The 25693-nt window shown below is 63.3% G+C and carries 17 protein-coding genes; 10 read left to right on the top strand and 7 right to left on the bottom strand.

All coding sequences use genetic code 11. From position 1 onward, the window contains the following. Positions 1-270: 270 nt before the first annotated feature. Entirely contained in the window at positions 271-435 is a 165-nt protein-coding gene (locus tag ACZ6YI_RS02820) for a hypothetical protein (RefSeq protein ID WP_465777322.1), read from the bottom strand. Between the two features lie 2309 nt (positions 436-2744). On the opposite strand from ACZ6YI_RS02820, the gene ACZ6YI_RS02815 reads away from it, so the two are divergent. Further along, on the top strand, positions 2745-2933 hold the full coding sequence (locus ACZ6YI_RS02815) for a DUF3606 domain-containing protein (RefSeq protein WP_465777321.1): 189 nt from the start codon (positions 2745-2747) through the stop codon (positions 2931-2933). A 754-nt stretch (positions 2934-3687) separates the two neighbouring features. On the opposite strand, the gene ACZ6YI_RS02810 is transcribed toward ACZ6YI_RS02815, so the two are convergent. Continuing rightward, the gene (locus ACZ6YI_RS02810; RefSeq protein ID WP_465777320.1) at positions 3688-4479 is read right to left on the bottom strand and encodes a M12 family metallopeptidase; all 792 of its coding nucleotides are present in this window, start codon (positions 4477-4479) and stop codon (positions 3688-3690) included. Positions 4480-4663: 184 nt separating this feature from the next. Between ACZ6YI_RS02810 and ACZ6YI_RS02805 the strand changes: the two genes are divergently transcribed. Continuing rightward, the gene (locus ACZ6YI_RS02805; RefSeq protein ID WP_465777319.1) at positions 4664-10042 is read left to right on the top strand and encodes a CHAT domain-containing protein; all 5379 of its coding nucleotides are present in this window, start codon (positions 4664-4666) and stop codon (positions 10040-10042) included. A 126-nt stretch (positions 10043-10168) separates the two neighbouring features. Continuing rightward, on the top strand, positions 10169-11284 hold the full coding sequence (locus tag ACZ6YI_RS02800; RefSeq protein WP_465777318.1) for a DUF2971 domain-containing protein: 1116 nt from the start codon (positions 10169-10171) through the stop codon (positions 11282-11284). A gap of 96 nt (positions 11285-11380) precedes the next feature. Here the strand turns inward: ACZ6YI_RS02800 and ACZ6YI_RS02795 are convergent, their stop codons facing one another. Beyond that, positions 11381-12580, bottom strand: coding sequence for a lipase family protein (locus ACZ6YI_RS02795; protein WP_465777317.1), 1200 nt, complete (start codon positions 12578-12580; stop codon positions 11381-11383). A 195-nt stretch (positions 12581-12775) separates the two neighbouring features. On the opposite strand from ACZ6YI_RS02795, the gene ACZ6YI_RS02790 reads away from it, so the two are divergent. Further along, positions 12776-14149, top strand: a complete 1374-nt coding sequence (locus ACZ6YI_RS02790) for an epoxide hydrolase family protein (protein WP_465777316.1) — start codon at positions 12776-12778, stop codon at positions 14147-14149. On the opposite strand, the gene ACZ6YI_RS02785 is transcribed toward ACZ6YI_RS02790, so the two are convergent. Further along, entirely contained in the window at positions 14130-15662 is a 1533-nt protein-coding gene (locus ACZ6YI_RS02785) for an FAD-dependent oxidoreductase (protein WP_465777315.1), read from the bottom strand. The genes ACZ6YI_RS02790 and ACZ6YI_RS02785 overlap by 20 nt on opposite strands. Before the next feature lie 113 nt (positions 15663-15775). On the opposite strand from ACZ6YI_RS02785, the gene ACZ6YI_RS02780 reads away from it, so the two are divergent. From ACZ6YI_RS02780 to ku, 6 genes are all read left to right on the top strand, one after another. Then, on the top strand, positions 15776-16216 hold the full coding sequence (locus tag ACZ6YI_RS02780) for a MarR family winged helix-turn-helix transcriptional regulator (RefSeq protein ID WP_465777314.1): 441 nt from the start codon (positions 15776-15778) through the stop codon (positions 16214-16216). A 57-nt stretch (positions 16217-16273) separates the two neighbouring features. Beyond that, positions 16274-17149 carry an aldo/keto reductase family oxidoreductase gene (locus ACZ6YI_RS02775; protein WP_465777313.1) on the top strand — a complete coding sequence of 292 codons (876 nt, stop codon included), beginning with the start codon at positions 16274-16276 and terminating at the stop codon, positions 17147-17149. A 38-nt stretch (positions 17150-17187) separates the two neighbouring features. Further along, positions 17188-18063, top strand: coding sequence for an EamA family transporter (locus tag ACZ6YI_RS02770; protein WP_465777312.1), 876 nt, complete (start codon positions 17188-17190; stop codon positions 18061-18063). 515 nt (positions 18064-18578) lie between these two features. Next, positions 18579-18821, top strand: a complete 243-nt coding sequence (locus ACZ6YI_RS02765) for a hypothetical protein (RefSeq protein ID WP_465777311.1) — start codon at positions 18579-18581, stop codon at positions 18819-18821. Between the two features lie 170 nt (positions 18822-18991). Next, positions 18992-20899: a CocE/NonD family hydrolase gene (locus ACZ6YI_RS02760; RefSeq protein ID WP_465777310.1), complete on the top strand. Its 1908-nt coding sequence runs from the start codon at positions 18992-18994 to the stop codon at positions 20897-20899. Between the two features lie 162 nt (positions 20900-21061). Next, positions 21062-21997 carry a non-homologous end joining protein Ku gene (ku, locus tag ACZ6YI_RS02755; RefSeq protein WP_465777309.1) on the top strand — a complete coding sequence of 312 codons (936 nt, stop codon included), beginning with the start codon at positions 21062-21064 and terminating at the stop codon, positions 21995-21997. A gap of 93 nt (positions 21998-22090) precedes the next feature. Here ku and ACZ6YI_RS02750 read toward each other — a convergent pair whose 3' ends face one another. The 3 genes from ACZ6YI_RS02750 to fucP form a co-directional block, all read right to left on the bottom strand. Next, positions 22091-23308, bottom strand: a complete 1218-nt coding sequence (locus ACZ6YI_RS02750) for an AGE family epimerase/isomerase (RefSeq protein ID WP_465777308.1) — start codon at positions 23306-23308, stop codon at positions 22091-22093. Further along, the gene (locus ACZ6YI_RS02745; protein ID WP_465777307.1) at positions 23305-24294 is read right to left on the bottom strand and encodes a carbohydrate kinase family protein; all 990 of its coding nucleotides are present in this window, start codon (positions 24292-24294) and stop codon (positions 23305-23307) included. The genes ACZ6YI_RS02750 and ACZ6YI_RS02745 overlap by 4 nt, the downstream gene beginning before the upstream one ends. Before the next feature lie 73 nt (positions 24295-24367). Continuing rightward, positions 24368-25693, bottom strand: a complete 1326-nt coding sequence (gene fucP, locus ACZ6YI_RS02740; RefSeq protein ID WP_465777306.1) for an L-fucose:H+ symporter permease — start codon at positions 25691-25693, stop codon at positions 24368-24370.

The raw sequence follows: 25693 nt of genomic DNA, 5'->3' as shown, positions 1-25693 counted from the left end.
GTTGCCCCCGGATGAAGCCTAGATGGGCCCAGCGCAACGGCCAAGCGAGCCACCGCGCGTGCTACGCTTGTGAGACCCGCACTTTCTGCGGTGCCGGCGACGGTCATTGCCGAAAAACGAGCTTCGTCAAAATCGCCGTTTAGCATAGCGGCATCCAACGCCGACGCGTCCATTACCAGTCCGGCATGAGTCATTAGGGCGGTCTCGAGGCTCGGCATCGTGTGCTCAAGTCACGGAACGGTGCTCGACCACCGCCTCCGCCGGTCTGCGTTACTTCTGCGAGACTTGCGACTTATCGCTGCCTTCCTTGTTTTCCTTCTTGTCGTGCTCACCCGGCACGCCGGCCACTTTCTTATCGTGATCGTGATTCGGTCCGTTGGGTTGGTTGGTGGTTGTGGTCTTGTTCGGGCTCGGATTGCGGCTGTCGCTGTTCATATCGATCTCCTTCGGGTGAGCGTCCACAGTGACCCTATCTATGTGACGGTAGTCGTAGTTCGCTGTTCGGGCTCGGTGAGGGAGCGAATGCTTACTAAGTTAACCAGCTGTTCGCTTCGAGGTAACCCGCAGTGCGTGATCCTAGTTGATCGTTGGAGAGCCCCATGCCGCCCCATTACCACATAACCCTTGTTTACGGGTCCCTCTGTTCGAAGGACCGTGGGCCGGATGCTGCCAGGGTTCAACAGCATGCCGTTCCCCCTTCGACGACACAGGAAGCAGATGATCAAGCCGCCGACGAAGCATTCTCCAACGAAGGCGGTGCTATTTCCGTGACCTCTGCGGTAACGCGGGCAAACACGTCACTGTCGTCGGGCCAGCCTGATCGAGCGGGATAGGGTGGGAAACTCGACACTTCGATGACGAGCGGTAGACGAGCCAGCTACGTGCCATTCGGCACCCTTCGCCGACTGATCTACGGGGCTGCGGTTTGTGAATCACGACGAAGGCATTGAGGAGTGGAGGCTCCAATACATTGATCTGGAAGACGAGCCCGGTCTCGAGCTCTAGGCACTTGTCCTGTGCGTGTCGTCAGCGGCGGTCCGTCGGGCTGTCACGGTTGTCGGCACTAAAGCAATAGCTGTTCAAGCCGAAATTGAAGCTCACCCAGAACGGTATGGTCGCCGGAGCTGAGCTAGCGATCGCGGATTCCCCTTCCAGTCTTACTCTGCCGCGTTCTTCGCTTTTTCCCTCTCTACGGCTGCCCGGCCCTCCTCGAGCGCATACCTAAGGGCTGAGCCCGCGGGCGTGAATATCTCTGTACTCGCGAAGTCTTGGGGAACGCCTGATCTGAGCAGCGTCCGCCGCGCCTGAAACGTCTGCCCGCTCGGCTTCACCGACACCCGAAATGCGAGCATGGAATCCAAGGGAATATCCTCAAAGTGCCTGAGGGCACGCTCACGCCCTAGCACCAAAAGGTGGTGATTTTCGTTCGTGGCCGCTGCAGCCGTAGCACCCCGGGTCCTTGCAGCCTGGCACCCGATCTAGCTCTCGTCGGTTTCAAGCGCTCGAGTTGCAAAGGGGGCTGAGGCTTCGTGTGCCTCGCTCATCCAACCGCGCGGTCTAAATAGAACGTGCTCTACGTGGGCGGCAAATAGGGTGTCGATATGGCCACCATTTAACATAGACTGCAGGCGGCGCGCCGTCACGACGTCGCCGAAGAACTGCGCTTGCGCTTGCCGGGATACGAGGCCATCGTGCTCAAGCAGGTCGATGATGGCGCGTAGGTTAGCGACACGGGCGGCTTGGGTTGGCATAAGAAAACACGGATAGGTTGGCATTACCAACAGTACGTACAAGGCGCGGATATGGATGCATCGCCATCGAAAATTCCAGCTTGAGCCGTAGTCCCTCTCGCAGCGGTCTTCAGTTATGCCGCCAGATCTATATTCCTGGTATCGGACGGTGGGTGTGGTCGGCGTACCTAAACACGGCGAGCAGGGGCATGCCAAGAATTTCCGTTTACCCCCTCGCTTTGTAGGGGGGGGGGGGCTAAAGTTCTACGGCCCCCGCCAGCGGCCATTCATCCCCAAGGCCGCGCCAAACGGGTCGCCGCCATCCACTCGCGCTCCAGGGGGCGACTAAGCGCGACTACAAGGGCCAAGACCGTGGCCCTTGTAGTCGTGGTTTTCGAGTTGCCGGACCCACCGCCAGCGCTACCGCATCGACCACCAATGTACCGAGTGCTTGCCGGGCTACAAAAAGCCCCGATTCGTCCGGAGGCGCTGATGGCGTTCTACGGCCGAGGCGCCGCCCGGCGCGCCCGTGAAGTAAGCGGGATATAGAGAACACCTGGGAGGAGTGCCCGTTCCCTGGTCACGGCGGGTATAACCCGTGGCAGAAGACCCTGGGCGGCATGCACCGGGGTGTTTGCCCTAAATGCGCGGCAGCTCGATACGAGGCTGCCAAGCGTGGCTCATAGATTCCGCTCGAGCCAGCGCGAGGCCATCTTGATTGCGAAGGCCTCGTCGTTCGGGACGCGGCCTTCGATCGAGTGGTTGTGATCCCCGTCAGGGAACAGCGAGACCCTGTAGCCATCACGGGTCGCAAGCTCGCGGATGAACCCCACGCGCCGGCCGCAGGAATCCAGGGCATACCGGTGCGGGGACTCGCCGAAGAGTGTTCTATCGCGGGGAGGCCAGCCGCCGTCACTTTGGTGACGACGTAAGGTCGATTACCGCCCTTCCGCCCCGTCACAGCGTCGTAACCACGCGCCTGTCATACAAGGCATCGGCCAGAGGATCGTCCCCGTGATTGATGAATCGTACGTCGATGCCCCGGCGGACATATCTCGAGTCAACGTCTGCCTTCGCGCGGATTTGAGCTACTGGACGAGAGTCCTGAAGACGGACGAGCCTGCGTTGCGGCGGGCCGTCATGCGCGTCGGCGAAGGTTCCTGGCTGGTTCGCGCTGAAATTCGCAGGGGATTCGGAAAGTGAATCGGTGGCTGTCGGGTCAGATCTTCCGACGGGCGGCACGCGTGTAATGAAGCGACGGACGTCACCCACGAAGTCGGACGCGGGTCAGCTGTGGGTATGTAAGAAATGCGGCATGCCCGCCGCACAGCGTGTTCGCCTTATGGATGCACTCGGTGCCTACTTCCGATGCGGCGCATGTTGGCATCGCAATGCATTTCCACGAAACCCGTTGAACGTTCGGCCCCCATCTCGGTAGCCGAACTCCGGCTTGTACTGGGAAGCGATCGTTGCTAATCCTGATGCGCGATCGCGTTACGGCACGCCAGGCTGCATGCCGCTTTAGCCTTAAGTTCAAATTGCTATACCAGGCCGAATCGATCATTCGCCGCCAGGGACCCTTTAATGGGTCATCGGCTACAAACGTGTCCGAGCGCGATCAGATCGCGTTCGGAACCCTCGCCGTCCGCAATAAGCGCGGTTTGTAGCGTATCGGTCCTGTTTCTCTCAGTATCTCGACTATCTTCTCGCTCGGTGTTGAGTTAGGATTAGCTAAGTAACGGATTAGATTGGATTAAGTGCATTAAGTATGACTCTCAGGTGTGCACAACCGTTCTGATCGAATGGCGGAATAATGTCGTCTCCGGAAAGCCCCGCCTTGTGCGGGGCTTTTTCTTCGTGCGGAGGTGGAGATCAGGCCTCCTGGGCCGGCTCGGCAGATGGAACATCCATGGAGACTCCCCCGTAGGATCGCCGGGTATCTGTTCTCGGCGGGTCATCAAGCCGGATACATCTTCCCGATCATGCTCCGGTCCTTCGCTGAAAGCAGCGAATTCTCATTGGTGGCTCCCTTGCCATCCGAGAACAACTCGGCGGCGAAGGCGTAGAGCATGATTGAATCGGGATCGAAGACGGTGGCCTTGATGCCGCGTGGTGAGTACTTTTCGAGAACGTTGTTCTCGATGTCGTCCTTGTTCCAGAAGTTTGGCGCACCCTGGAAATAGCGCATGACCGCGGCCTTGTTCCATTTGCGGCTGAACGTTGGCGCCTGGTGCTCGTGGATGCATCCGAGCGCATGGCCGAACTCATGCAGGATCACCGCGCGGTCTTCCACGGCGTTCGAGTGATCGCGCACCCAGCCGAAGTTCATTGTTGGCTGGTGTGTGGGGAAGTAGGTGGTGTTCAGCGCATCGCGCCCGACTGCGGACCATGAGCCGTCGTCTGCATAGAACGAAATTCGAACTTCAGCCGCGCCGCGGCTAACGAAGCGAATTTTGACGTTTGCGTATTTCTCCCACTCCTTGCAGAGCGTTCGCACCTTTGCCTGCATCGCCGGGCTGCCATCGAGGAAGCGACAGAGAAGTACATGGCCCGGTGGCCAGCACTTGGACGCAACCAGCGCCATGCGCGTCACGTGCGCAACCTCGGATGCAGAAAGCTTTCGTCCCCGCGTCGATGCGCTCACCATCGCCGAGCTGAGCAGGCGGCGTACGTGTCTGTCGGTATCCTGCGCGTCTGGGATGATGCGTTCGAAACAAATGCGCGGTCGGCGCGCCGTGGCCTTATCCATTTCAGGGCTCCCGAAGCTCATCATGATTGCCTGCCAGCGTGGCGACACTAGGCTGGTATCGTCCGCTTCGCAATCGCCGGGGCATAAGCCGTTTGTTCTATTGAATGTGCGCGCGTCGCGGGTTGACGATGCCTGAAGGGGCCGCCCTGACTGCGGAACATATCGTCATGTCTCGGAGAAGATCATGGCTGAAGTCCTATTCAGAGGGGTCGCCGTAAGTCCCGGTACAAGGCCCAATCCGCTGATCGCAGGGTCGGGAAGGCTCCTGGCGGATACGCACCCGGGCGACACACTCTCATGGCGCGCTGCTGCGCGTGGCGGGACGGTCGATGCAATCAAGTCGATCGATACCGCTCTACCCGAGAACGCCTGTTGTGAAATCGAGCTTGAAGGCGGTGTTCTTCTGTGGATGCGTACCGCCGACCTTCCAACCTCCGGGCTCTTTCAGGCGCGACGTGACCGCGGCGATGGCGCGATTATCCTGGATCCCCTTGGGCCTTCTGAGCGCGGCGCATACGCTTCACTGGTGAAGGCGCTGAGGTTTTTTGGTTTCAGGCCGGACGCATTTCTGGCAAATGCCACACGAGGGAGCGTCGTAACGCGGATTGAAACAATTGAGCGTGAGCATGGGCTCTATGTGCTGGGACCAGAGAATGAGCCTGAATTCCGGCCGGCAAGCTTTCCTCCGGCTAATGCGTCCGACCGTGCCTATCTCTTGATGTTGCACGGCACGGCGTCGAGTGTATCGGGTAGTTTCGCCAACCTTTGGCAGCGGGGCGGCGGACGCCGCATGGCGGCATTGCGGACGTTCTATGGCGAGGGCCGAATTCTCGGATTCGAGCACCGCACGTTGAGCGAAAGTCCCATCGACAACGTCCTGGCGTTGGTAAAGCTGTTGCCGCCAGGGGCCAGACTGCACGTGTTGAGTCATTCGAGAGGTGGACTCGTAGGCGAGCTGCTCGCGCGTGGGGACACCGGCGCGGACGGTTTTCCTAGCGTCGGCGTCGAAGCGTTTCGACGCCTTGTAAAAGACGGTGGCAGTGATCCGGCTGCGAAACCGGCGGACGACGATGCTGACAAGCTTGACGAGCTCGTGCGCCGCCTGGCCGAGAAAAAATTGCACGTGGATCGCTTTGTTCGTGTTGCGTGCCCGGCACGAGGCACGACGATCGCCTCGGGCGACCTGAAGCGCTGGCTCTCGATCAGCCTGAATGTCATCGGTTATTGCGCTAAGCCTCTGGTCGACACCCTTGCACCGGCTTACAAGGTTCCGCTCAGCATGACGGGTGACCTGTTGAAGGCGGTCCTGCTTGATCTGGCCGATCTCGATGTACTACCGGGGCTGCGGGCGCAAAACCCGGCGTCGCCTTTTATCCGCGCTTTGATCAATGCCCCCGGCGCTACGACGCGCGACAGGTTGACGGTGATCTCTGGCGATACGGAGGAAACCGATCTGCTCGGGCGGCTCAAGATGCTGGCCATCGACGCATTCTTCAGTCACGACAACGACCTCGTCGTGGACACGCCATCGATGACGGGAGGCGCGACGCGCGCGCAGCGCGCTTATCGCTATTTCCAGAAGGGTAGTGGGATCAATCATTTCAATTACTTCAGCCATGAGATTACCGCTAACAGGGTGGTTGAAGGGTTGACGCTCGATAGCACCCGCTTAAACGACTTCGATGAACTGATCACCAACCAGGAGGCTCTCCGTTCCCCTGTGATCGATGCAACGCCCCGTAGTCGTTCGGGCCTGTCCAAACCGCCGATCGTTTATGTCGTGCCCGGCATCATGGGCAGCTACCTCACGGACCGCGGGAATCGCATCTGGCTCAACAAGCTCAAACTGGTCTTCGGCGGTTTCAGCAAAATGAAGGTTAGCGGGCCACCCCTCGATGTCGAGGTGATCGATGGCGATACGTACGGTTCGCTGGTCGACTACCTCGCGACGTCGCATGAGGTAAACCCATTTCCCTACGACTGGCGAGGATCGATTGAAGATGCGGGGCGACGGCTCAACGAGGCGCTGAAAGCGAAGCTGAAATCCATTGATGCCGACGTGCAACCGATACGCATCGTCGCCCATTCGATGGGTGGCCTGGTGCTTCGCGCGATGATGCTACAAAGCGATAGCGCCTGGCCCGAGGTGACGAAGCATGCCGGCGCGCGGGCGCTCATGCTCGGGACACCTAACGAGGGATCGCACGCCATTTCCCTGATTCTTACGGGCCAGGAAAAGCTGATAAGGTTGCTGGCTGATCTCGACGTTAGCCACAGTCGTGCAGAGATCGTCGCGATCGCGGCAGAGTTTCAGGGTGCGCTGGATATGCTCCCATCGCGCAGCGACCGCGACTACTACGATTCCGCCGTATGGTCGGATCTGTTGCACTACATCAAGCCTGACTGGCCCATCCCCACGCAGGCCGGGCTGGACAGGGCCAGGGCGTTTCGTGGCAAATTGAACAAGCAGATTCTCGACAGTAGCAGGGTCTTCTATGTGGCTGGCAAGAATGACCAGACGCCCATAGGAATCCAAATCGATAGTACGGGCTCCGCTCCCCGGCTCAAGTTCATGGCCACGCCGCGAGGCGATGGCAGGGTGCCATGGGAGGGCGGCATTCCTGCGGGAGTCACCTGCTGGTACGTTCCGGCTGTCCATGGCGATATTCCCGGATTCAAAGCGGGGCATGCGGGATACGTAGACATCCTCAACCGCGGTTCGACGAACCTGCTGTCACAGAGCCCGCCGTCTGTTCGCGGTGAGACAGTCGCCTACGAACTCAGGGGTGAGCAACTGGGCTACCTTCCCGATCAGAGGGATCTCGTCCGCGCCGCGATGGGTGCCGGAACGGCGCCGATATCAAGGCAGCGTCCTCCGCTGGCCCGCATTACGGTGCAGGTGGTGTGGGGCGATCTCCAGCATGCCAGTTACCCCGTCGTCGTTGGCCATTATGCCGGCGATTCCATCCTGAGCGCGGAGGGGGCACTCGATCGCGCGGTGAATGGCGCGCTCTCCGCCCGAAACGCCCTTGATCGCTACCCATCCGCCGTGGGTAGCGCGCTCGCGATATTGCCCGCGCACCGCGCGGGTTCGTTGGTCCAGGGGGCGATCGTGGTGGGGCTCGGCTTTGTTGCGGACGGCCTGGCGAGCGGCGACATTGCGGCCGCCGTACAGGCGGGCATCCTGGAGTGGGCTGCCTCGTATCTGGAGGTGCAAGATACGACGCCCGCCCATGGCAACGGGCTCTCCTTCATCCTCATCGGTACGGGCGCTGGCGGCACCGGAACGCGTGAATCGTGCAGTGCCATCCTGAATGGGGTGAAGGACGGCCTGGCACGACTTACCGACGTCCAGCGGGAAAAAATCCAACTCACCCATCTCGAAATCATCGAGATTTTCGAGGATCGTGTACACGGCGCATGGCGAGCAGTTAATGATTTGATCGGGGCGGGTGGGTTCGGCGCGCTCAAGGGCCAGTTCACGCTCGCCGATGGTGGCATACGGGCCGCCAGGGGCGGCCGTAAGCGCCTGATGATCGATGATGTCGGCGAATGGTGGCAGCCGCTTAAGATCACCATGACCGACGACACGTTGCTATACGAGAACGTCACCGACCGTGCGAGGGCTGAGCTGCGAAGCGTTGGGTTCCATCTCAGCCAGGTAAGCAAACTGGTCGCTGCAAGTATCGCGAATACGCGCCGCGACCCTGAACTGGAGATCGCGCTATTCGAGATGCTGTTGCCGAACGAACTGAAGGACTTTGCGCCCCGCCTCGATAAGCTCAGGCTCGTACTCGATACCCATACCGCAGGCTATCCGTGGGAAATGCTCGTGGATCGCGGTCACAGGCATGGCCGGGCGTCGGCTGGCGCGCCGTCCGACGAACCTCTCCTGCCCCAGGCCGTGAAGGCGGGCATGATTCGGCAACTGAGCCTGCCGAATTATCGCCCGAGGCCCAGCATGACCGAGGGAAACGATGCCCTGATCATTGCGAATCCTGTCAGTTCGATGACGGATCTGCCCGGCGCCGCCAGTGAAGGCGTGGAAGTCGCCAGGGTGCTCAGTGAGCGCGCGTTCCAGCCGACCTCGTTGGTCCACTCGGATGCGCAAAGCATTATCCGCGCGCTGTTCAATCGTGGCTACCGCATCATTCACTTCGCGGGCCATGGTACGGATGCCGTGCCGGCTGCCTATTTCTCGGAGGATGCGTCGGGCGGGACGACGGAAAGTCGCAGCGGGATGATCATAGGTGACGACGAGTACCTGACGTCGCGCAACGTCGAGCAGATGCGTGACCTACCGGACCTCGTCTTCATCAATTGCTGCCACCTCGGAGCGTTTTCGCCATGGGGCGAGGAGGGAGAGGACTTTCGCGAGCAGAACACCATGGCTGCAGGATTCGGTGAACAGTTCATTCGCATTGGGGTGAAAGTCGTCGTTGCCGCCGGATGGGCGGTCGAGGACGCCGCTGCGTCGTTGTTCGCTACGACGTTCTATGCCCGCATGCTCGCTGGCGAAGAGTTCGGTCAAGCCGTGATCGACGCTCGGCGCGCCACATTCGAGGCATTCCCCGATTCGAATACATGGGCGGCGTATCAGTGCTACGGCGACCCGTCATTCCGGTTGCGGCCGCAGGGGCGGCGGGCTGGGCAGGACCTCGCTAGTGTTCCCTACGCGTCCGCACAGCATTTCGCCGTGGAGGGCGTCGACGTTGCTGGCACGGAAGATGAGGTTGCGGTCATGCAGAAGCGCGCGGAGGAGCTCGGGTTTGGCGGTCATTCGATGGTGCGTGTTTCGTTGGGTGAGCGCTACCGACACTTCGGAAACGGGCCGTGCGCGATCGGGAGTCTAGACGGTGCACTAGTCGCCGTGGAGGGGTCGGTTCCGCTGGACGTCACCGAATCACTTGTGGATCTACGTATTCGCCTTGCTTTGCAAAGTCCGGTCTCGGAAGGCAATGCAGCTAGCCTCGCGGCGATCGAAGCGGGGCTCGCCCATCTGGGTTCGCTCTATGCGTTGCATCCCGACTGCGCGTCGCATTGGCTGGGCTTGGGCGTCATGCGGAAACGCCAGGTTCGCCTGCTAACCGGGGCCGGCCGAATCTCGGCCCTGAAACAGATGCACCAGTGCTACGACGACGCGAAGTCCCATGCGATGGGCGAGGCATTGCCTGACGCCCGGATCCTTGTGAACGCTGCCTTGAAACATGCTGCCGTGGCGTTCTCCAGGCCGCTTTCCGCAAGGGCGAAAACTCAGGCGAAAAAATTGCTGGCCGCTGCCACCGCGCGCATCGCCGCCGCGACAACGCCGTCATCAGGCGAGGTCGAGCCAATTGCCGTCATCGGCCTCCTCGTGCTCGTACGTTCTCTCGTGAGCAACAGGTTGACCGCTGCCGATCAGACGAAACTCCAGGAGGTCGCGGCGCTCAGGATGGAATCTCGAGAACTGGACGACTTCGTGGAAACCTTGAAGCTGTTCGTTGACATGGCCGCAAGCACGAACAATCCGAAACAAGCTGCCATGCTGAAGAAGTGGAGAATGCTCGCGATGAATCTTGGGTAACTATCGCTTTGATGCGTACTTATCGTGTTTCGATCGGATGTCGCCAAAATGGGCAAAAAAAGACCTGAGCGAGAAAGCGACTTCATATGTACCGAATTGGCAAGGGCGCTATTGTCGCGCGTCCTGGTGCTCCTGCAGAACTATATCGATGCCGATGGGGGCATCGGCGGCGAAGGAATCATGTTTGCATCGGATTATGCGGGATGTATTTCGCACTTCACGCGGGCCGATGTTGCGTTTCAAATCCTCCATTCACAAGATCTTTGGCTTGGTCACGTCGCATATCAAAACGACTCACGGGAGCATTGCCTGGGACTTGAGGAACTATTCCTTGGTTCGAATTGGACGCGTAAAGGCGTTGGTCCATTTATGGACTACGTCATAAGGAATTCTACATACAGCGAGAAGTGGCCGCGGGGCGTGGGTGATTGCGCCAGGCGACTCAAGAAGAAGCTGGTGGAATCTCCGGTGGACGCACATATCTGCTGTTTCTCCGCAGCCGGACCGCTCCCCGATATACTAAGTATGTGGCGCGGATACGGTGGTAACGGAAATGGTGTTGCGCTGGTCATGTCGTGGTTCGACCTGGAGAAACTACTAAGGCCTTGCGCTGGGGCTTTCATCGTCCCGACGATCTACGGACGTGCGGCACCACGGCTTCTAATGAAGTTCCTCGCGATTGCGTATGCGGAGATGTTTGAAGAGCGCCGTCGCTACCTGAAGGACACCATATATCACCAGTTCGGCCTAAGCCAAGAGGTGTCAGATCGTCATATTCATCTTGCTGCCAGCGCGGCTGTCCGCGTCTTGAGCCTGATGATCAAGGACGAGGGTTTCGTGGAAGAGCGTGAGGTTCGCGTCATATTCCTTCCGTCGTTAGCGCGCGATCCGCCAAAGCCATTTGCTGACGCGGTGGGCAGGCCGACAATGAAGCTTTCCACCATCGTGCCGGGAGCTATGAGCTTGCCTATCCTTGGTGCGTTGGTCGGGCCATGCATGGACAAAAAGGAGGCTGAGGAGCGGCTCGAGCCGGAGCTGGCGCGTCTAAATGCATGGGTTCGTCTTTCCACTATCCCATACCGAGCGGCTTCGGGGGAGGCCACGGCAAGTGCCGAGGTCGTGGAAAGGTTGGGAAGGCTCGCGCGATTCCACGAATTGCTGAGGCAGCTCAGAGGAAGGCTGGATGATCCGGTGACTCGGCCAGAGGCGGAACAGTTGCTCAGGGATGTCTTAATGGGTTGACGCGTTCGATCGGACGTACATGAGCCAGATCGTCTGACATGGTGCTTTTTTCGTCGCGGAGGCAGGCGGTCTATCCGGCGAGCGTCGCTGGATCTATCAACCCGCCAACGGACAACTCGTCGGCACCGCCACCCCGGCAAACCGATCCGCCATCCACTTCACAGCAACCGCCGCACTATCCATAGCCGCCATCCCATGATGCACACCCGGCAACTCAACATACTGCACCCGCTCTCCAGCCTTGCACCGCGCCTGCACATAAGCGCGCGTCACCGCCGGTAACACCAGCCCATCAGCGCTCCCTTGCGTAATCAACAACGGCATCCCCACGGGCGGCGTGCCCGTGGCATCGGCTGCGAGGAGAGTCTTCCACGGTTCGACCTGGCTAAGGTTCGGCACCGTCAGGAACTCCTGCCGTAGTGGACGTTGCGAGCGGGAACGCGCAAGGATGTCCGACCACGATTCGATGCATTCGTTGGAGAGCGCGTCGACGGCAGGCATCGCGGAAGGCGCGACGATGTCGGTGAGTGGCACGTGGTAGACCTGCTGCCACGACCATAAGGTCATCGCGGTGACGTTGCGCCCGCCATCGGTGTTCGCATCGTCGGAAAGCAGCTTCAGCAAATCGGTGGCGGGTGCTGCGGCCGCTACGCCGACGAGCCTCAGCTCCGGCGCATAAGAAGCACTAAGCGCGCCCGTAGCCAGCGCGGCTTGTCCACCCTGCGAGTGTCCCCAGACAGCGTAAGCGTTCCCTGCATCGGCACCGGGGAGCTGTCGGGCCGCGCGTACCGAATCGATGACCGAGCGGGCCTCGCTGCCGGCGACCAGATACGGGTGCGGACCCGCGGTGCCTAACCCGGGGTAGTCGGTGGCCGCGACGATGTACCCATCTCGGACCATATCGCGCAACCCGATGATCCGCTGGAACACATACCCCGCGACGGATGGCGCACAGATCGACGCCACGCCGGTCGTTGGATGCGCCCACGCGACGATCGGCCGCCCACCCGGGGGTGGCGCGCCCGCCGGTACGACCACCACGCCGGAGACCGCGATGGGTTCGTCATGCACGCCACGCGAGCGGTACAGCACGCGGTACGCGTTCGCGCCCAGCGGGGCGCCGGCCATGGGCTCGGCGCGGATGAGCGACCCGGGTGGGCCAGCAAGGTCCTGGGCGGTGTAGTGGTAGAACGGGCTGGCCAGGTTCTCGCTGCGCTCGGAGGCAAGCACGGCCGCGCTCAGGACCAGCGCGATCCACAGGGCTGCGGGGAGAAGCCATCGATGCATCAGGGGCATGGCACGCGCTCGTCGGGACCTGAAGTATGCGAGCGGCGCCCGGCATGTGCTTTCGGGATTGCACGACGCAATTTCGCAAGCGCACGCCGGAAACGGCAATCGCCCGCTCGGGACCGGACCTAACCTCGCCGGGACATGACCCAGGGTATTCGCGACGCCGCGATAGCCCACTCCCTGCATCCAAGGAGCCGCCCCATGTCACCACGCCTTCCTTCGCGGTCACTCTGGTCGTTGCCGGTACTACTGGCACTCGCTGGCGCAGTGATCCTCGCCCCATGGCCGACCCTGGCGGCAATGCCCGCCGTCGCCCCCCATGCCGATGCACCACAACCTGGCACCCCGGCCGCTTCGCCCGGCGGCACCGGCATGCTCTACGCCCTGGAAGACGATTCCTCGATCCGCCCGTTCCCCGGCCTGCATGTCTCCGACGATGACCTCGCCGACCTGATCCGCCGTGTGAAAGCCACCAAGTGGCCCGACAAGGAAGTCGTCGCGGATGATACGCAGGGTGTGCAGCTCGCCACCATGAAGAAGCTCGCCGAGTACTGGGGAACGAGCTACGACTGGCGGAAGTTCGAGAAGCGTCTTGACGCGATCCCGATGTTCGTCACGACCATCGATGGGGTGGATATCCAGTTCATCCACGTGAAGTCGAAAAACAAGCATGCGCTGCCGTTGATCATCACGCACGGCTGGCCGGGCTCGATCGTCGAGCAGCTAAAAGTCATCGACCCGCTGGTGAACCCGACGAAGCACGGCGGCAAGGCGTCCGATGCGTTCGACGTGGTGATTCCCTCGCTGCCGGGCTACGGCCTGTCAGGCAAACCGACGGCAATCGGCTGGGATCCGCAACACATCGCCCGTGCCTGGGTGATCCTGATGAAGCGCCTGGGCTACAAGCACTTCGTGGCGCAGGGCGGCGACTGGGGCAATGCGGTCTCCGAGCAGATGGCCGTGCAGGCGCCGCCGGAACTGCTGGGCATCAGCACCAACATGGCGGCGACCGTGCCCGACGACATCGCGAAGCTGCTTGCCGCCGGCGCACCGCCGCCGGACAACCTCTCCGCCGATGAAAAGAAGGCGTACGAACAGCTCGATGACTTTTACAAGCACGGGCTCGGCTACGCGCAGGAAATGACCGGCCGTCCGCAGACTTTGTATGCACTGGCCGACTCGCCCGTGGGTCTCGCCGCGTGGATGATCGACCACGACATCCGCAGCTACCGGCTCATCCGCCGTGTGTTCGATGGCGAGAGCGAAGGGCTCACGAAGGACGACATCATCGATAACGTGTGCTTCTACTGGTTCACCAACACCGCCGTTTCATCCGCACGCCTGTACTGGGAAAGCAAACTGCCGTTCTTCGCGCCGAAGCACATCCAGATCCCGGTGGCCGTGAGCGCGTTCCCGGACGAGATCTACCAGGCGCCGGAGAGCTGGGCGAAGCTGGCCTACCCGAAGCTCATCCATTACAAGCGCCTGGCGAAGGGCGGCCATTTCGCTGCCTGGGAGCAGCCCGATGCGTTTGTCATCGAGCTGCGTGAGTCGTTCAGGCCGCTGCGGAAGTAGCGGATACGTCGCGGCGCGGGGACAGCCCCGCGCCGTCCATGTAGGCGAGCAGGGCGTCGTGCCCGGCGGCGTTTGCAATGGCGCCGATATAGCCGTCCGGACGGATGAGGAGCCAGTCACCCGGGGAAAGCCCGTAAGCCTCGGCGAAGTGCCCGGCATGATCGCGCAGCTCCTGCCGTGGCCCGATCACGTGTATGGCGACACCCTCGCGCGGCGCGATGTCGGCGCGGTTCGTGTCCAGGCCTAGCAACGTCCAGTGCGGCCCCCGGAAAAGATCGAACAGCCGCAGCGGCTGGCCCGCTGCGCCGAGCAGTGGTGCATCCGGTGCCCGGTCGCCCGCGAACAGCAACGCAGCGTCGCGCCCATGGGCATCGAGTGCCAGCGCGCTTCCCGCATAGCCGAGATCCAGCTGCTGCGTTTCGCGTGTTCTGCGCATGCTGCCTTGCTTGAGCTGGTCGAGCATGCGCGTGGCCAGGCCGAGCATGCTGGCGGCGATGGGCCGGCGTTCTTCTTCGTAGGTATCGAGCAGGGAGGCGGGTGCCCCGTCGAGCACTGCCGCGAGCTTCCAGCCCAGGTTGTACGCATCCTGCGTGCTCGTGTTGAGGCCCTGGCCGCCGGTCGGCGGATGGACGTGCGCGGCATCGCCGACGAGGAAAACATCGCCCACGCGGTAATGGTCGGCGAGGCGCGCGCTCATCTTGTATGCCGAGGCCCAATGCACCTCGTGCACGCGGATGTCGTCGCGGCCGGTGCGTTCGCGCACGAAGGCATCGAGGCCTTCGACGGTGAGGTCGACATCGCCTTCGAGGGGAATCGGCCCTTGCAACTGGAAAAGGTCGGTGCCTGCCAGCGGGCAGACCGCCAGTTGCCGCTGCATGTCGCCATCGCCGAAGCGATGCCAGGCGTCGCGGTCCAGCCCGGTGAGGGTGACATCCGCCACGATGGCGCGTACGCCCAGGTCCTCGCCGGGGAAGCCGATGTCGAGCGTGTGGCGGATGAAGCTGCGGCCGCCGTCGGCGGCGATGAGGTAACGGGCATGCACGGTCTCTTCGCCGGCCGGTCCGGCGACGTGCGCGACCACGGCGCCGGGCGCCTGCGAGAAGCCGATGAGCGCATGGCCGTAGTCCACGTGGCCGCCGAGTTCGGTGAGCCGGTCGCGCAGGATGCCTTCGGTGAGGAACTGCGGAAGCATGACCGGCGAGCGGTAGGGCTCGGCGGCGGTGGCATCCATGGCCTCGATCGCTGCGAGATCACGTGTACTGCCATCCGCGCCATGGTGGCGGACGACAGGGTAGGGACCGCCCGTGGCGGCCATCCGGTCCACGACGCCAAGGTCGTCGAAGATCTCCAGGGTACGTGGCTGGAGGCCCTTGCCGCGCGATCCGCGGAACGGGCCAGGGGCTTGCTCGATGAGGCGGAAGCGCACGCCGCGACGGGCGAGCTCGATGCCGAGGGTCAGGCCGGAGGCGCCGGCACCGCAGATCAGGACATCACAGGACGAGGACAGGGTCATGGCGGGCTCCGAATGGGTGTAAGATGCACATATCTCGGGAGCATCCTATGCCAACCTCAAAACATGTGCAAGATGCACATATTCGTGAAAAGCTGCGAACGCTGCATGGGGCGATGATTACGCTCGTCGGCGTCATGAACCGCCCGCAGGGTGACGAAGCACTGATCAGGGAAGCGGGGATCCGGCTGGACCGGGCGCTGTTTCCGCCGCTGGTCCTCATCGAGCGGCTAGGCCCGATCGGCGTGGTGGAACTGGCCGAGCGGGTTGGGCGCGACTACACGACGGTGAGCCGCCAAGTCGCGAAACTGGAGAGCCTGGGGCTGGTCCGGCGCCAGGCCCAGCCAGGCGACCGCCGCGTGCGCGAGTCGGTGATCACCGACCAGGGCAAGGCCATGACCGGCATGATCGACGCGGCCCGTTTCCGCATGGCCGAGCAGGTCTTCGCGGACTGGAACGCGCAGGATTTCGATGATCTCGTGCGGCTCATGCCGCGCTTTGCCGCGGCGCTGGAAGCCCGCGTGGATCCGCCCGGCCCCGGATCCGGACCGGCATAACGGAAGGAATGCGCCCGTGCCCCTATAGTCACCCCAACCCAAGGAGGAGTGACGTACATGATCGACGTTTCCCGGTCCGGCCAATGGACCCTCGGTGACCGCACCGTCCATCGCATCGGCTACGGCGCCATGCAGCTCGCCGGCCCCGGCGTGTTCGGGCCGCCGAAGGATCGCACTGCCGCCATCGCCCTGCTGCGCGAAGCGGTCGAAGCCGGGGTCGACCACATCGACACGAGCGACTTCTACGGCCCGCACATCACCAATGAAATCATCCGCGAGGCGCTCGCCCCGTATCCGGACACGCTGACGATCGTGACCAAGGTCGGCGCGCTTCGTGGTCGCGAAGGCGAATGGCTGCCCGCGATGAAGCCCGCGCAACTGGTCGCCAGCGTCCACGACAACCTGCGTAACCTTGGCGTCGATGTGCTCGATGTCGTAAACCTGCGGATGATGGGTGACGTCCACGCGCCAAAGGAAGGCTCGATCGAGCGAGAGTTCACCGCGCTCGCCGAGCTCCAGCAGCAGGGGCTGATCCGTCACCTCGGCATCAGCAACGCCACGCTCACCCAGGTCCACGAAGCGCGGCGGATGGCGCCTATCGTCTGCGTGCAGAACCACTACAACCTCGTGCATCGCGTCGACGATGCGCTGATCGATGAGTTGAACGCCCTGCAGATCGCGTACGTGCCGTTCTTCCCCCTCGGCGGCTTCAGCCCGCTGCAGTCGGATCGGCTGGCGGCGGTCGCCAAGCACCTGGACGAAACACCGATGCAGGTGGCGCTCGCCTGGCTGCTGCAGCGCTCACCGAACATCCTGCTGATCCCCGGCACCTCCTCGGTGGCCCACCTGCGCCAGAACCTCGAGGCCGCCACGGTTGAGCTCCCCACCGAAGTGCTCGAAGACCTCGAAGCCATCGGCAAAACCACCGCCTGACCTGCCGCATTTGTGGGAGAGCCGGTACAGTTCACGTGATGGACGCCCACAAATCCCCCTGGCTGCCCGCGCTCGCCGTGCTCGGGTCGGTCACTTCGCTGTGCATCGGCACCTCGTTCGCCAAGAAGCTGTTCCCGCTGGTGGGCGCGGAAGGCACCTCGGCGCTGCGCGTCGGCTTCTCCGCGCTCGTGCTGCTGCTGTTCTGGCGGCCGTGGCGCTGGCCGCTGAGCCGGCGCGATGCCGGCTTCGTCATCCGTTACGGCCTCACCCTGGGTGTGATGAACCTGCTGTTCTACATGGCCCTGCGCACGATCCCGTTCGGGCTCGCCGTGGCCATCGAGTTCAGCGGCCCGCTGGCCGTGGCCATGCTGTCATCGCGGCGAGCGATGGATTTCGTCTGGCTGGCGAGCGCCATCACCGGCCTGGCCATGCTGCTCCCCCTTGGCCAGCAGAGCACCCTGGACCCGACCGGCGTGATGTTCGCGCTGGGCGCCGCCGTCTGCTGGGCGCTCTACATCCTCTTCGGCAAGCAGGCCGGGCACCTCCACGCGGGGCACTCGGTGTCACTGGGCCTGGTCGCGGCGAGCCTCGTGGTCGTGCCGTTCGGCGTGGCCCATGCCGGCGCCCGCCTGCTCGACCCGATGATCCTGGCGGCAGGGGTGGGGATCGCGATCGTGTCGAGCGCGATCCCCATGTCGCTCGAGATGATGGCGCTCAAGCGCCTGCCCAGCCAGACCTTCGGGATCATGGTGAGCCTGGAGCCGGCGGTGGCTTCGTTGCTGGCCATGCTGCTGCTGGGCGAACACCTGAGCGGGTACCAGTGGCTCGCCATCGGGTTCATCGTGCTCGCGTCCATCGGCAGCACGGTGACCGCGAAGCGGGAGCGACCAGAAGCGGTCGAGCTGGCCGGGTAGCGCTGGAACCCTCCGCAGGCGCTGTATTTGTCAACCACCACGTGTCGTCTGCTGTGACCTGTTTCATAGGAATTCAGCCGCCGTTGCCGACGGATGGCATGCAGATCAGCGCATTTCCTGCGGCATCCGCGTGATTGGCCGGAGCGACAAATGACGCGCTTTAAGGCATATCTGTTCAGCTTGCCGCCCGCGAGTGCCCCCTTCGCAGGGACCCGCGACGTATACGATGTGTCATAATGCCAACTTAGGCATGACAAGTCCGGGGGCTAACCGCGTGCGTGACGACCCGTTTATTCTGAAAATGGGCGTGAACGCGTCTGCGCTGTGTCGCCTGACAGACTCGCTTCACCATTGTCGTTGAGCCCTAGACGCGGTTATCTTCCGATAGGTACGTCCAGGGTGTTAGATCGATAAGCCTGCGAGTGCGGTGGTAGCCGTGGAGGGTTCCGCCTTACGTGGTGGGTATCAACTGCCGCACTTGCTTCATAAAAAAACATTTTGAGGAGCCACACACCATGAAGTTCGCCCCGATTGCCGCTCTCGCCCTCATCGCCGTCGCCGCCCTGTCGGGCTGCAACAAGAGCGAAGACAACGCTGCCCCGGCTTCGACCCCGGCTCCGGCCGCTGCTTCGACGGCTCCGGCTGCTGCCCCGGCCGCCCCGGCTGCCGCTTCGACCGCCGCTGCTGCTCCGGCCGCCCCGGCTGCCACGTCGACCGCTGCTGCTCCGGCTGCCGCTTCGACCGCTGCTGGCCACTAAGCCGTAGCATGGCGCGCGGCATGGCCTCCGGGCCATCCGCGTCGAAAAGACGCCGCCCCCGGGCGGCGTTTTTTTTGCCCGCGGATCCATGACCGGTGGCCATGGTGCGGATGGCGCGGATCGGGCAGGCTAGGGCGGTTATGCCGTCCCACTGCCACAGGAACCGCACCATGACGCGTCGCTTGCTGCCGTACTCGTTGCTCGCCCTTTCCCTCGCTGTAAGCGCCGGCCTCGCCGCCGCGCAGACCGCCGCCATGACGCCGGACATCCCGGCAAGCTACGACGCGCCCACGGCGGCGAACGATTTCATCAAGCGGGTGGTGGAAATCCCCATGCGCGATGGCGTCACCCTGCATACGGTCATCGTGATCCCCAAGGGCGCGAAGCATGCGCCGATCCTGCTGACCCGCACGCCGTACAACGCCGATGGCCGCGCCGCCCGCGCGGAGGCGCATACCATGCGCGACCTGCTGCCCCAGGGTGACGAGGTGTTCGTCGATGCCGGCTACATCCGCGTGTTCCAGGACGTGCGCGGCAAGTACGGTTCGAAGGGCGACTACGTGATGACCCGGCCGCTGGTGGGCCCGCTCAACGATACGAAGGTCGACCATTCCACCGACGCCTACGACACCATCGACTGGCTGGTGAAGAACCTGCCCGAGTCCAACGGCAAGGTCGGCATGCTCGGCTCCTCGTACGAAGGCTTCACCGTGGTCATGGCGCTGGTGAATCCGCACCCGGCGCTCAAGGTGGCCGCACCCGAGAGCCCGATGGTCGACGGCTGGATGGGCGACGACTGGTTCCACTACGGCGCTTTCCGCCAGACCAACTTCGATTACTTCACGGGCCAGACGACGAAGGCCGGCAAGGGCAGCTCGATCACCCGGGAAGGCTACGACGATTACGCGAACTTCCTGCGCGCCGGCTCGGCGGGCGATTACGCGAAGGCCAACGGCATCGAGTCGCTGCCGTACTGGCGCAAGGTCAGCGAGCACCCGGCCTACGACAGCTTCTGGTCGAACCAGGCGCTGGACAAGGTGATGGCGCAGCAGCCGCTGAAGGTGCCCACCATGTGGCTGCAGGGCCTGTGGGACCAGGAAGACATGTGGGGCGCGATCCACAGCTACGAGGCGGTCGAGCCGAAGGACAAGGGTAACGACAAGAACTACCTCGTGATGGGGCCGTGGCGGCACAGCCAGGTGAACTACGGCGCCGCCTCGCTGGGCGCGCTGAACTGGGATGGCGACACCGCCCTGCAGTTCCGCCGCGACGTGCTCCTGCCCTTCTTCAACCAGTACCTGGTCGATGGCGCGCCCAAGGCGAACACGCCGCCGGTCTTCATCTACAACACCGGTGAGAACCACTGGGACCGCTTCAAGTCGTGGCCGCAGGCGAAGGGCACGAAGCCGCTGTTCCTCGAAGCGAACGGCGGCCTGTCGTTCACCGCGCCGGGCGCCGGCGCGGCGAAGTACGACGAGTACGTCTCCGACCCGGCCAAGCCGGTGCCGTACGTGCCGCGTCCGGTCCACTTCGCCGACCGCCAGTCGTGGACGACCTGGCTGGTCCAGGACCAGCGCTTCGTCGACGGCCGCCCGGATGTGCTCACCTACGTGACCGAGCCGCTGAAGGCGCCGCTGCGCGTCGCCGGCGCGCCGCAGGTGAACCTGTACGCCTCCACCAGCGGCACCGACAGCGACTGGGTGGTGAAGCTGATCGACGTGTACCCGGACACCAATGCGACCGATCCGGCGATGGGCGGCTATGAGCTGTCGGTCTCGATGGATATCTTCCGCGGCCGCTACCGTGAAAGCTTCAGCGAGCCGAAGGCGCTCACCCCCAACACCCCGCTGCAGTACAAGTTCGGCCTGCCCACGGTGAACCACACCTTCCTCCCGGGCCACCGGGTGATGGTGCAGGTGCAGTCGTCGTGGTTCCCGCTGTACGACCGCAACCCGCAGACCTACGTGCCCAACATCTTCTTCGCCAAGCCCTCCGACTACGTGAAGGCCACGCAGCAGGTCTTGCACACCCCCGGCCAGGCCAGCGCCATCGAGCTGCCGGTCGTCGAAAGCAAATAACCCCCGCGCCGGGGGTTTTGTGGGAGCGCGCTTGCGCGCGATGGGGGTTGCCGCAAGCGCCCATCGCGTGCAAGCACGCTCCCACGACTGGTTTTCGGTTCCCACATTCCCTCGACAAACACCGCGCCATGCTTGGAGCCCCTCCGCCCGAGGATCGCCCCCATGGCCCGCCCGATCTGGACAGGTACGCTCACCTTCGGCCTGCTCAACGTGCCGATCCGCCTGATGACGGGTGAGCGGCGCACGGATATCCACTTCCGCATGCTCGACCAGCGCAGCAACACCCCGGTGCGCTACGAGCGGGTCAATGCCGATACCGGCGAGGAAGTGCCCTGGAAGGACATCGTCAAGGCCTTCGAGTACCAGAAGGGCAACTACGTCGTCCTCGAGGAGGAGGACATCAAGAGCGCGGCCAGCGATGCCCACGAGACCGTGGAGATCGACAGCTTCGTCGACGCCGCGGATATCGCCCCGGCCTATTTCGAGAAGCCCTACGTGCTGGCCCCGGCCAAGAAGGCCGAGAAGGGTTACGTACTGCTACGCGAGACACTGAAGAAGACCGGCAAGGTCGGGATCGCCCGCGTGGTGATCCGCACCCGCGAATACCTCGCCGCGGTGATGCCGGCCGGCGATGCGCTGCTGCTGAACATCCTGCGCTACGAGGCCGAACTGGTGGATCCGGAGGAATACGGCCTGCCGGCGAAGGAGACCTCGGCATACCGCATCACGCCAAAGGAAATCGAGATGGCCTCCGACCTGGTCAAGTCGATGGCCGGCAAGTGGAAACCCGCCGACTACCGCGACGATTTCCGCGACAAGCTGCGCAAGGCGATCGAGAAGCGCCTGAAGAGCAAGGGCGTCACCACCACGGTGAACGAGGATGACGAGCACGTGCCCGAGCATGCGACCACCAATGTGGTCGACTTCATGGAGCTGCTGAAGAAGAGCATCGGCGCGAACAAGCGCACGCCGGCGAAGAAGGCCGCCACGAAGAAGGTCGCGGCGAAAAAGGCGCCTGCAAAGAAAACGGCGGCCAGGAAGGCCGCCGTCAAGAAAACCGCAACGCGCAAGGCACCCGCCAAAAAGCGCCGCGCCTGACAACGTTGTGGGAGCGTGCTTGCACGCGATGGGTGCTCGCGGCAACTCCCATCGCGCGCAAGCGCGCTCCCACAGTCGCGTCGCAATAGCCCGTTATTTCTGCATGCGACGCAGCGAGGCCATCACCTCGTAGCACGCGCCCATGGTGTGGTAATCGGTTTTACCAGCGGGGCTCTTCTCGTCGTCGTACTTGCTGTTGTCGCGGTGCAGGATGCGGTACCACGCGCCGTACTTGTGGTCGACGAAGTGTTCCCAGCTATACGCCCAGATCCGCTGGTACCACTCGTCGTACTTCTTCTCGCCGGTGCCTTCGAACAGCAGCTGCGCGGCGGCCAGCGATTCGGCCTGCACCCAGAAGTACTTGTCGTCGTCGCACACGTCGCCTTCCGGCGCGAAGCCGTAGGCGATGCCGCCGAATTCCTTGTCCCACGCCTTGTCCAGCGCCACGTCGAACAGGTGGCTGGCGGTCGACACGAACCACGGCTTATGCCGCGCGGTGCCCTTGGTGTAGCGCTCCAGCATCATGAGCAGCTTGGCCCACTCGGTCTGGTGGCCCGGCTGGAAACCCCACGGACGGAACAGGTGCTTCGGATTATCGAGGTTGTATTCCCAGTCGATCGTCCAGTTCTCGTGGTAGTGCTCCCAGATCAGCTTCTGCGGGGTCAGGCCCGCCTGGCGCTGGGTCATGTGGTCGGCCAGCAGGACGGCGCGGTCGAGGTAGCGATCTTCCTTCGTGGCTTCCCACGCGGCGATCATGGCCTCGGTCATGTGCATGTTGGCGTTCTGGCCGCGGTAGCCGGTGAAGTTCCAGTCCTTGTCCGCCTCGTCGCGGTACAGGCCGTACTCCGGTTCCCAGTAGCGCTTTTCGAGCAGGTCCCAGATCTCGCCCTGCCAGGCACGCGCTTCGTCGAAACCGACCTTCACGCCGCACGAGTAGGCCAGCAGCATGAACGCCAGGCCGTAGCAGTGGTTCATCTGGTCATCGGGCTTGCCGTCCTTGATGGTCCATGCATAGCCGCCCGTTGCCGAGTCGCGGTGCACTTCGCGCAGGTACTTCAGGCCGTGCATGGTGAGTTCCTTGTCTTCGGGCTTGCCGAATTCCAGGAACGCCATGGCATGGTTGAACACGAAGCGGGTGCTCGAGACCAGGTGGCGATCGACCCGGTCGTACACCGAGCCATCGTCCTTGTAGTACTGGAAGAAGCCGCCGGCCTGGTCCACTTCGTTCGGCGCGTAGAACTTCATCGTGGTCGCGACGTGCTCGCGGAGCACGTTCACGTCGTGGAAATTGGGGAGGGGGACGTTCGTCATGCGTGCTTCTCCATGAAGGCCTTGACTTCGGCCTGGTCGGGGATGGCGGTGAACGAGCCTTTGCGCGTCGCCGTGATGGCGCCACACGCGGCTGCGAAGCGGATCAGGTCGGTCAGGCGGGCCTCGTCGCCGACCAGGGCGTCGAGGTCGGCGTGCGTGGTGCCAGCCGCGGCGAGGCGCGCGAGCATGCCGCCCACGAAGGCGTCGCCAGCGGCGGTGGTATCCACCGCATCGACCTTGTAGCCCGGGATCACGCCGTTGGCGTGGCGGGTGAACCAGCGCATCGGCGCGGGGCCGTCGGTGATCAGCAGCAGGCGGGCCTTGCCTTCCCACAGGCGCTTCAGCACGGCCTCGTCGGAGCCGGCGCCTTCATGCACCACGGCGAACTCTTCGGCGCTGAGCTTGATCACGTCCGCTTCGGAAAGCGTCTGCCACAGGCGGCCGAGCTGCGCATCCTGCTCATGGCCCTTCGGCCACAGCGCGGGGCGCAGGTTCATGTCGAAGCTGACCAGCGCACCGGCGGCGCGGGCGCGGCGCATGCCTTCGACCGTGGTCTCCGCGATGGCGCCTTCGGTCAGCGAGTTCGAGCAGACGTGGAAGATCGCCACGTCGTCGAAGGTTTCCTTGCGGAAGTGCTCCGGGCGGAACAGCAGGTCCGCCGCGGGCGGGCGGTAGAAGCTGAAACTCCGGTCGCCGTTTTCGTCGTGCGCCACGAAGGCGAGGGCGGTGCGCGCCTCGTCGGTACGCGCGACATCCTCCACGCCGACGCCAAGGTCGGTGAGGCTCTTGAGCAGGAAGTCGCCGAACATGTCACGGGCCAGCATGCCGGCAAAGCGGGCATGGGCGCCGAGAAGGGCGGCGGCGACGGCAACGTTGGCGGGTGCGCCGCCAGCGAAGGGAACGAAGGCGGGAGGCTGACCGGCGCCGCCCTGGGGCTGTGCGTGGAAATCGATCAGCGCCTCGCCGAAGCAGAGGATGGAAGACATGCTTACGGCCTGTCCTTGGTGCGGGTAAAAAATACGACGGCCGGTGGTGTGCCGGCCGTCGCCATGGAGGGTCTTAGCGGGCGGCGACAGGCGTGCCGCGGACCTTGGAGCCGGAAATACCGAAGAACACGATGTACAGGTAGCAGATCAGCGGGATGAAGAACGCGTGCTGCAGGCCGATCTGGTCGGCGATGACGCCCTGGATCCAGGGGATCAGCGCGCCACCGACGATGGCCATGATGAGCAGGGAGGAAGCCTTGCCCGTCAGCGGACCCATGCGCTCGATGCCCAGCGAGAAGATCGTCGGGAACATGATCGAGTTGAACAGGCCGATGGCCACGATGCTGTACGTCGCGACGAAGCCGGTGGTCATCATGGTGGTGACGACGAGCAGGCAGTTGATCACGGCGAACACGGCGAGCAGCTTGCGCGGCGAGAACGCGGCCAGCAGGGCCGAGCCGATGAAGCGGCCGACCATCGCGCCGCCCCAGTAGAACGCCACGTGGTTCGCGGCGACCGGGCCGGTCATGTTGCCGATCTCCGGCAGCTGCAGGTAGTTGATCATGAAGCTGCCGATCGACACTTCGCCGCCGACGTAGAAGAAGATGCCGAGCACGCCGAAGAACACGTGCGGGGTCTTCAGGGCGTCCATCAGCGAATGCTGGTGGTCGTCGGCCTTCTCGGTGGTTTCCTCGAGCTTCGGCAGGTTGAACAGGTACACGCCGATGGCGAGCAGCACCAGCACGACGGCCAGGCCGATGTACGGGCCCTGCACCGAGCCGGCTTCCTGCGCGCGGTAGGTGACCTGCTCGGCGGCCGACATCGCGGCGATGTCGGTGCTCGACTTCACTTCCTTCGAGAGGATCAGGATGCCGCCGAAGAACGGCGCCAGGAAGGTGCCGAACGAGTTCAGGGCCTGGGCGAGGGTGAGGCGGCTGGAGGCCGTCTTCTCGGGGCCGAGCAGCGCGACGTACGGGTTGGCCGCCACCTGCAGCACGGTGATGCCCGTGGCCAGGATGAACAGCGCACCGAGGAAGAATTCATATACGCGCATGCCGGCGGCCGGCCAGAACAGCGCGGCGCCGATGCCGGTGATGATCAGGCCGGCGACGATGCCCTTCTTGTAGCCGAGCGCGGCGACCAGCTTGCCGGCGGGCAGCGACATGATGAAGTACGCGCCGAAGAACGTGAACTGGATGAGCAGCGCCTGCGCGTAGTTCAGCTCGAACACGGCCTTCAGGTGCGGGATCAGGATGTCATTGAGGCAGGTGATGAAGCCCCACATGAAGAAGATGGTGCTCATCACGCCCAGGGCGAGCGGGAAGAAGGTGTAGCGGTTGTCGCCCGGGGCCGACGAAGTCGTCGACGAGTTGGGCAATGGCGTGGATCCGGTGGCCAT

The sequence above is a fragment of the Luteibacter sp. NPDC104163 genome, from assembly GCF_055584245.1.
Note: the sequence above shows the minus strand (reverse complement) of the source record. Positions and strands in the feature narration are given on the sequence as shown.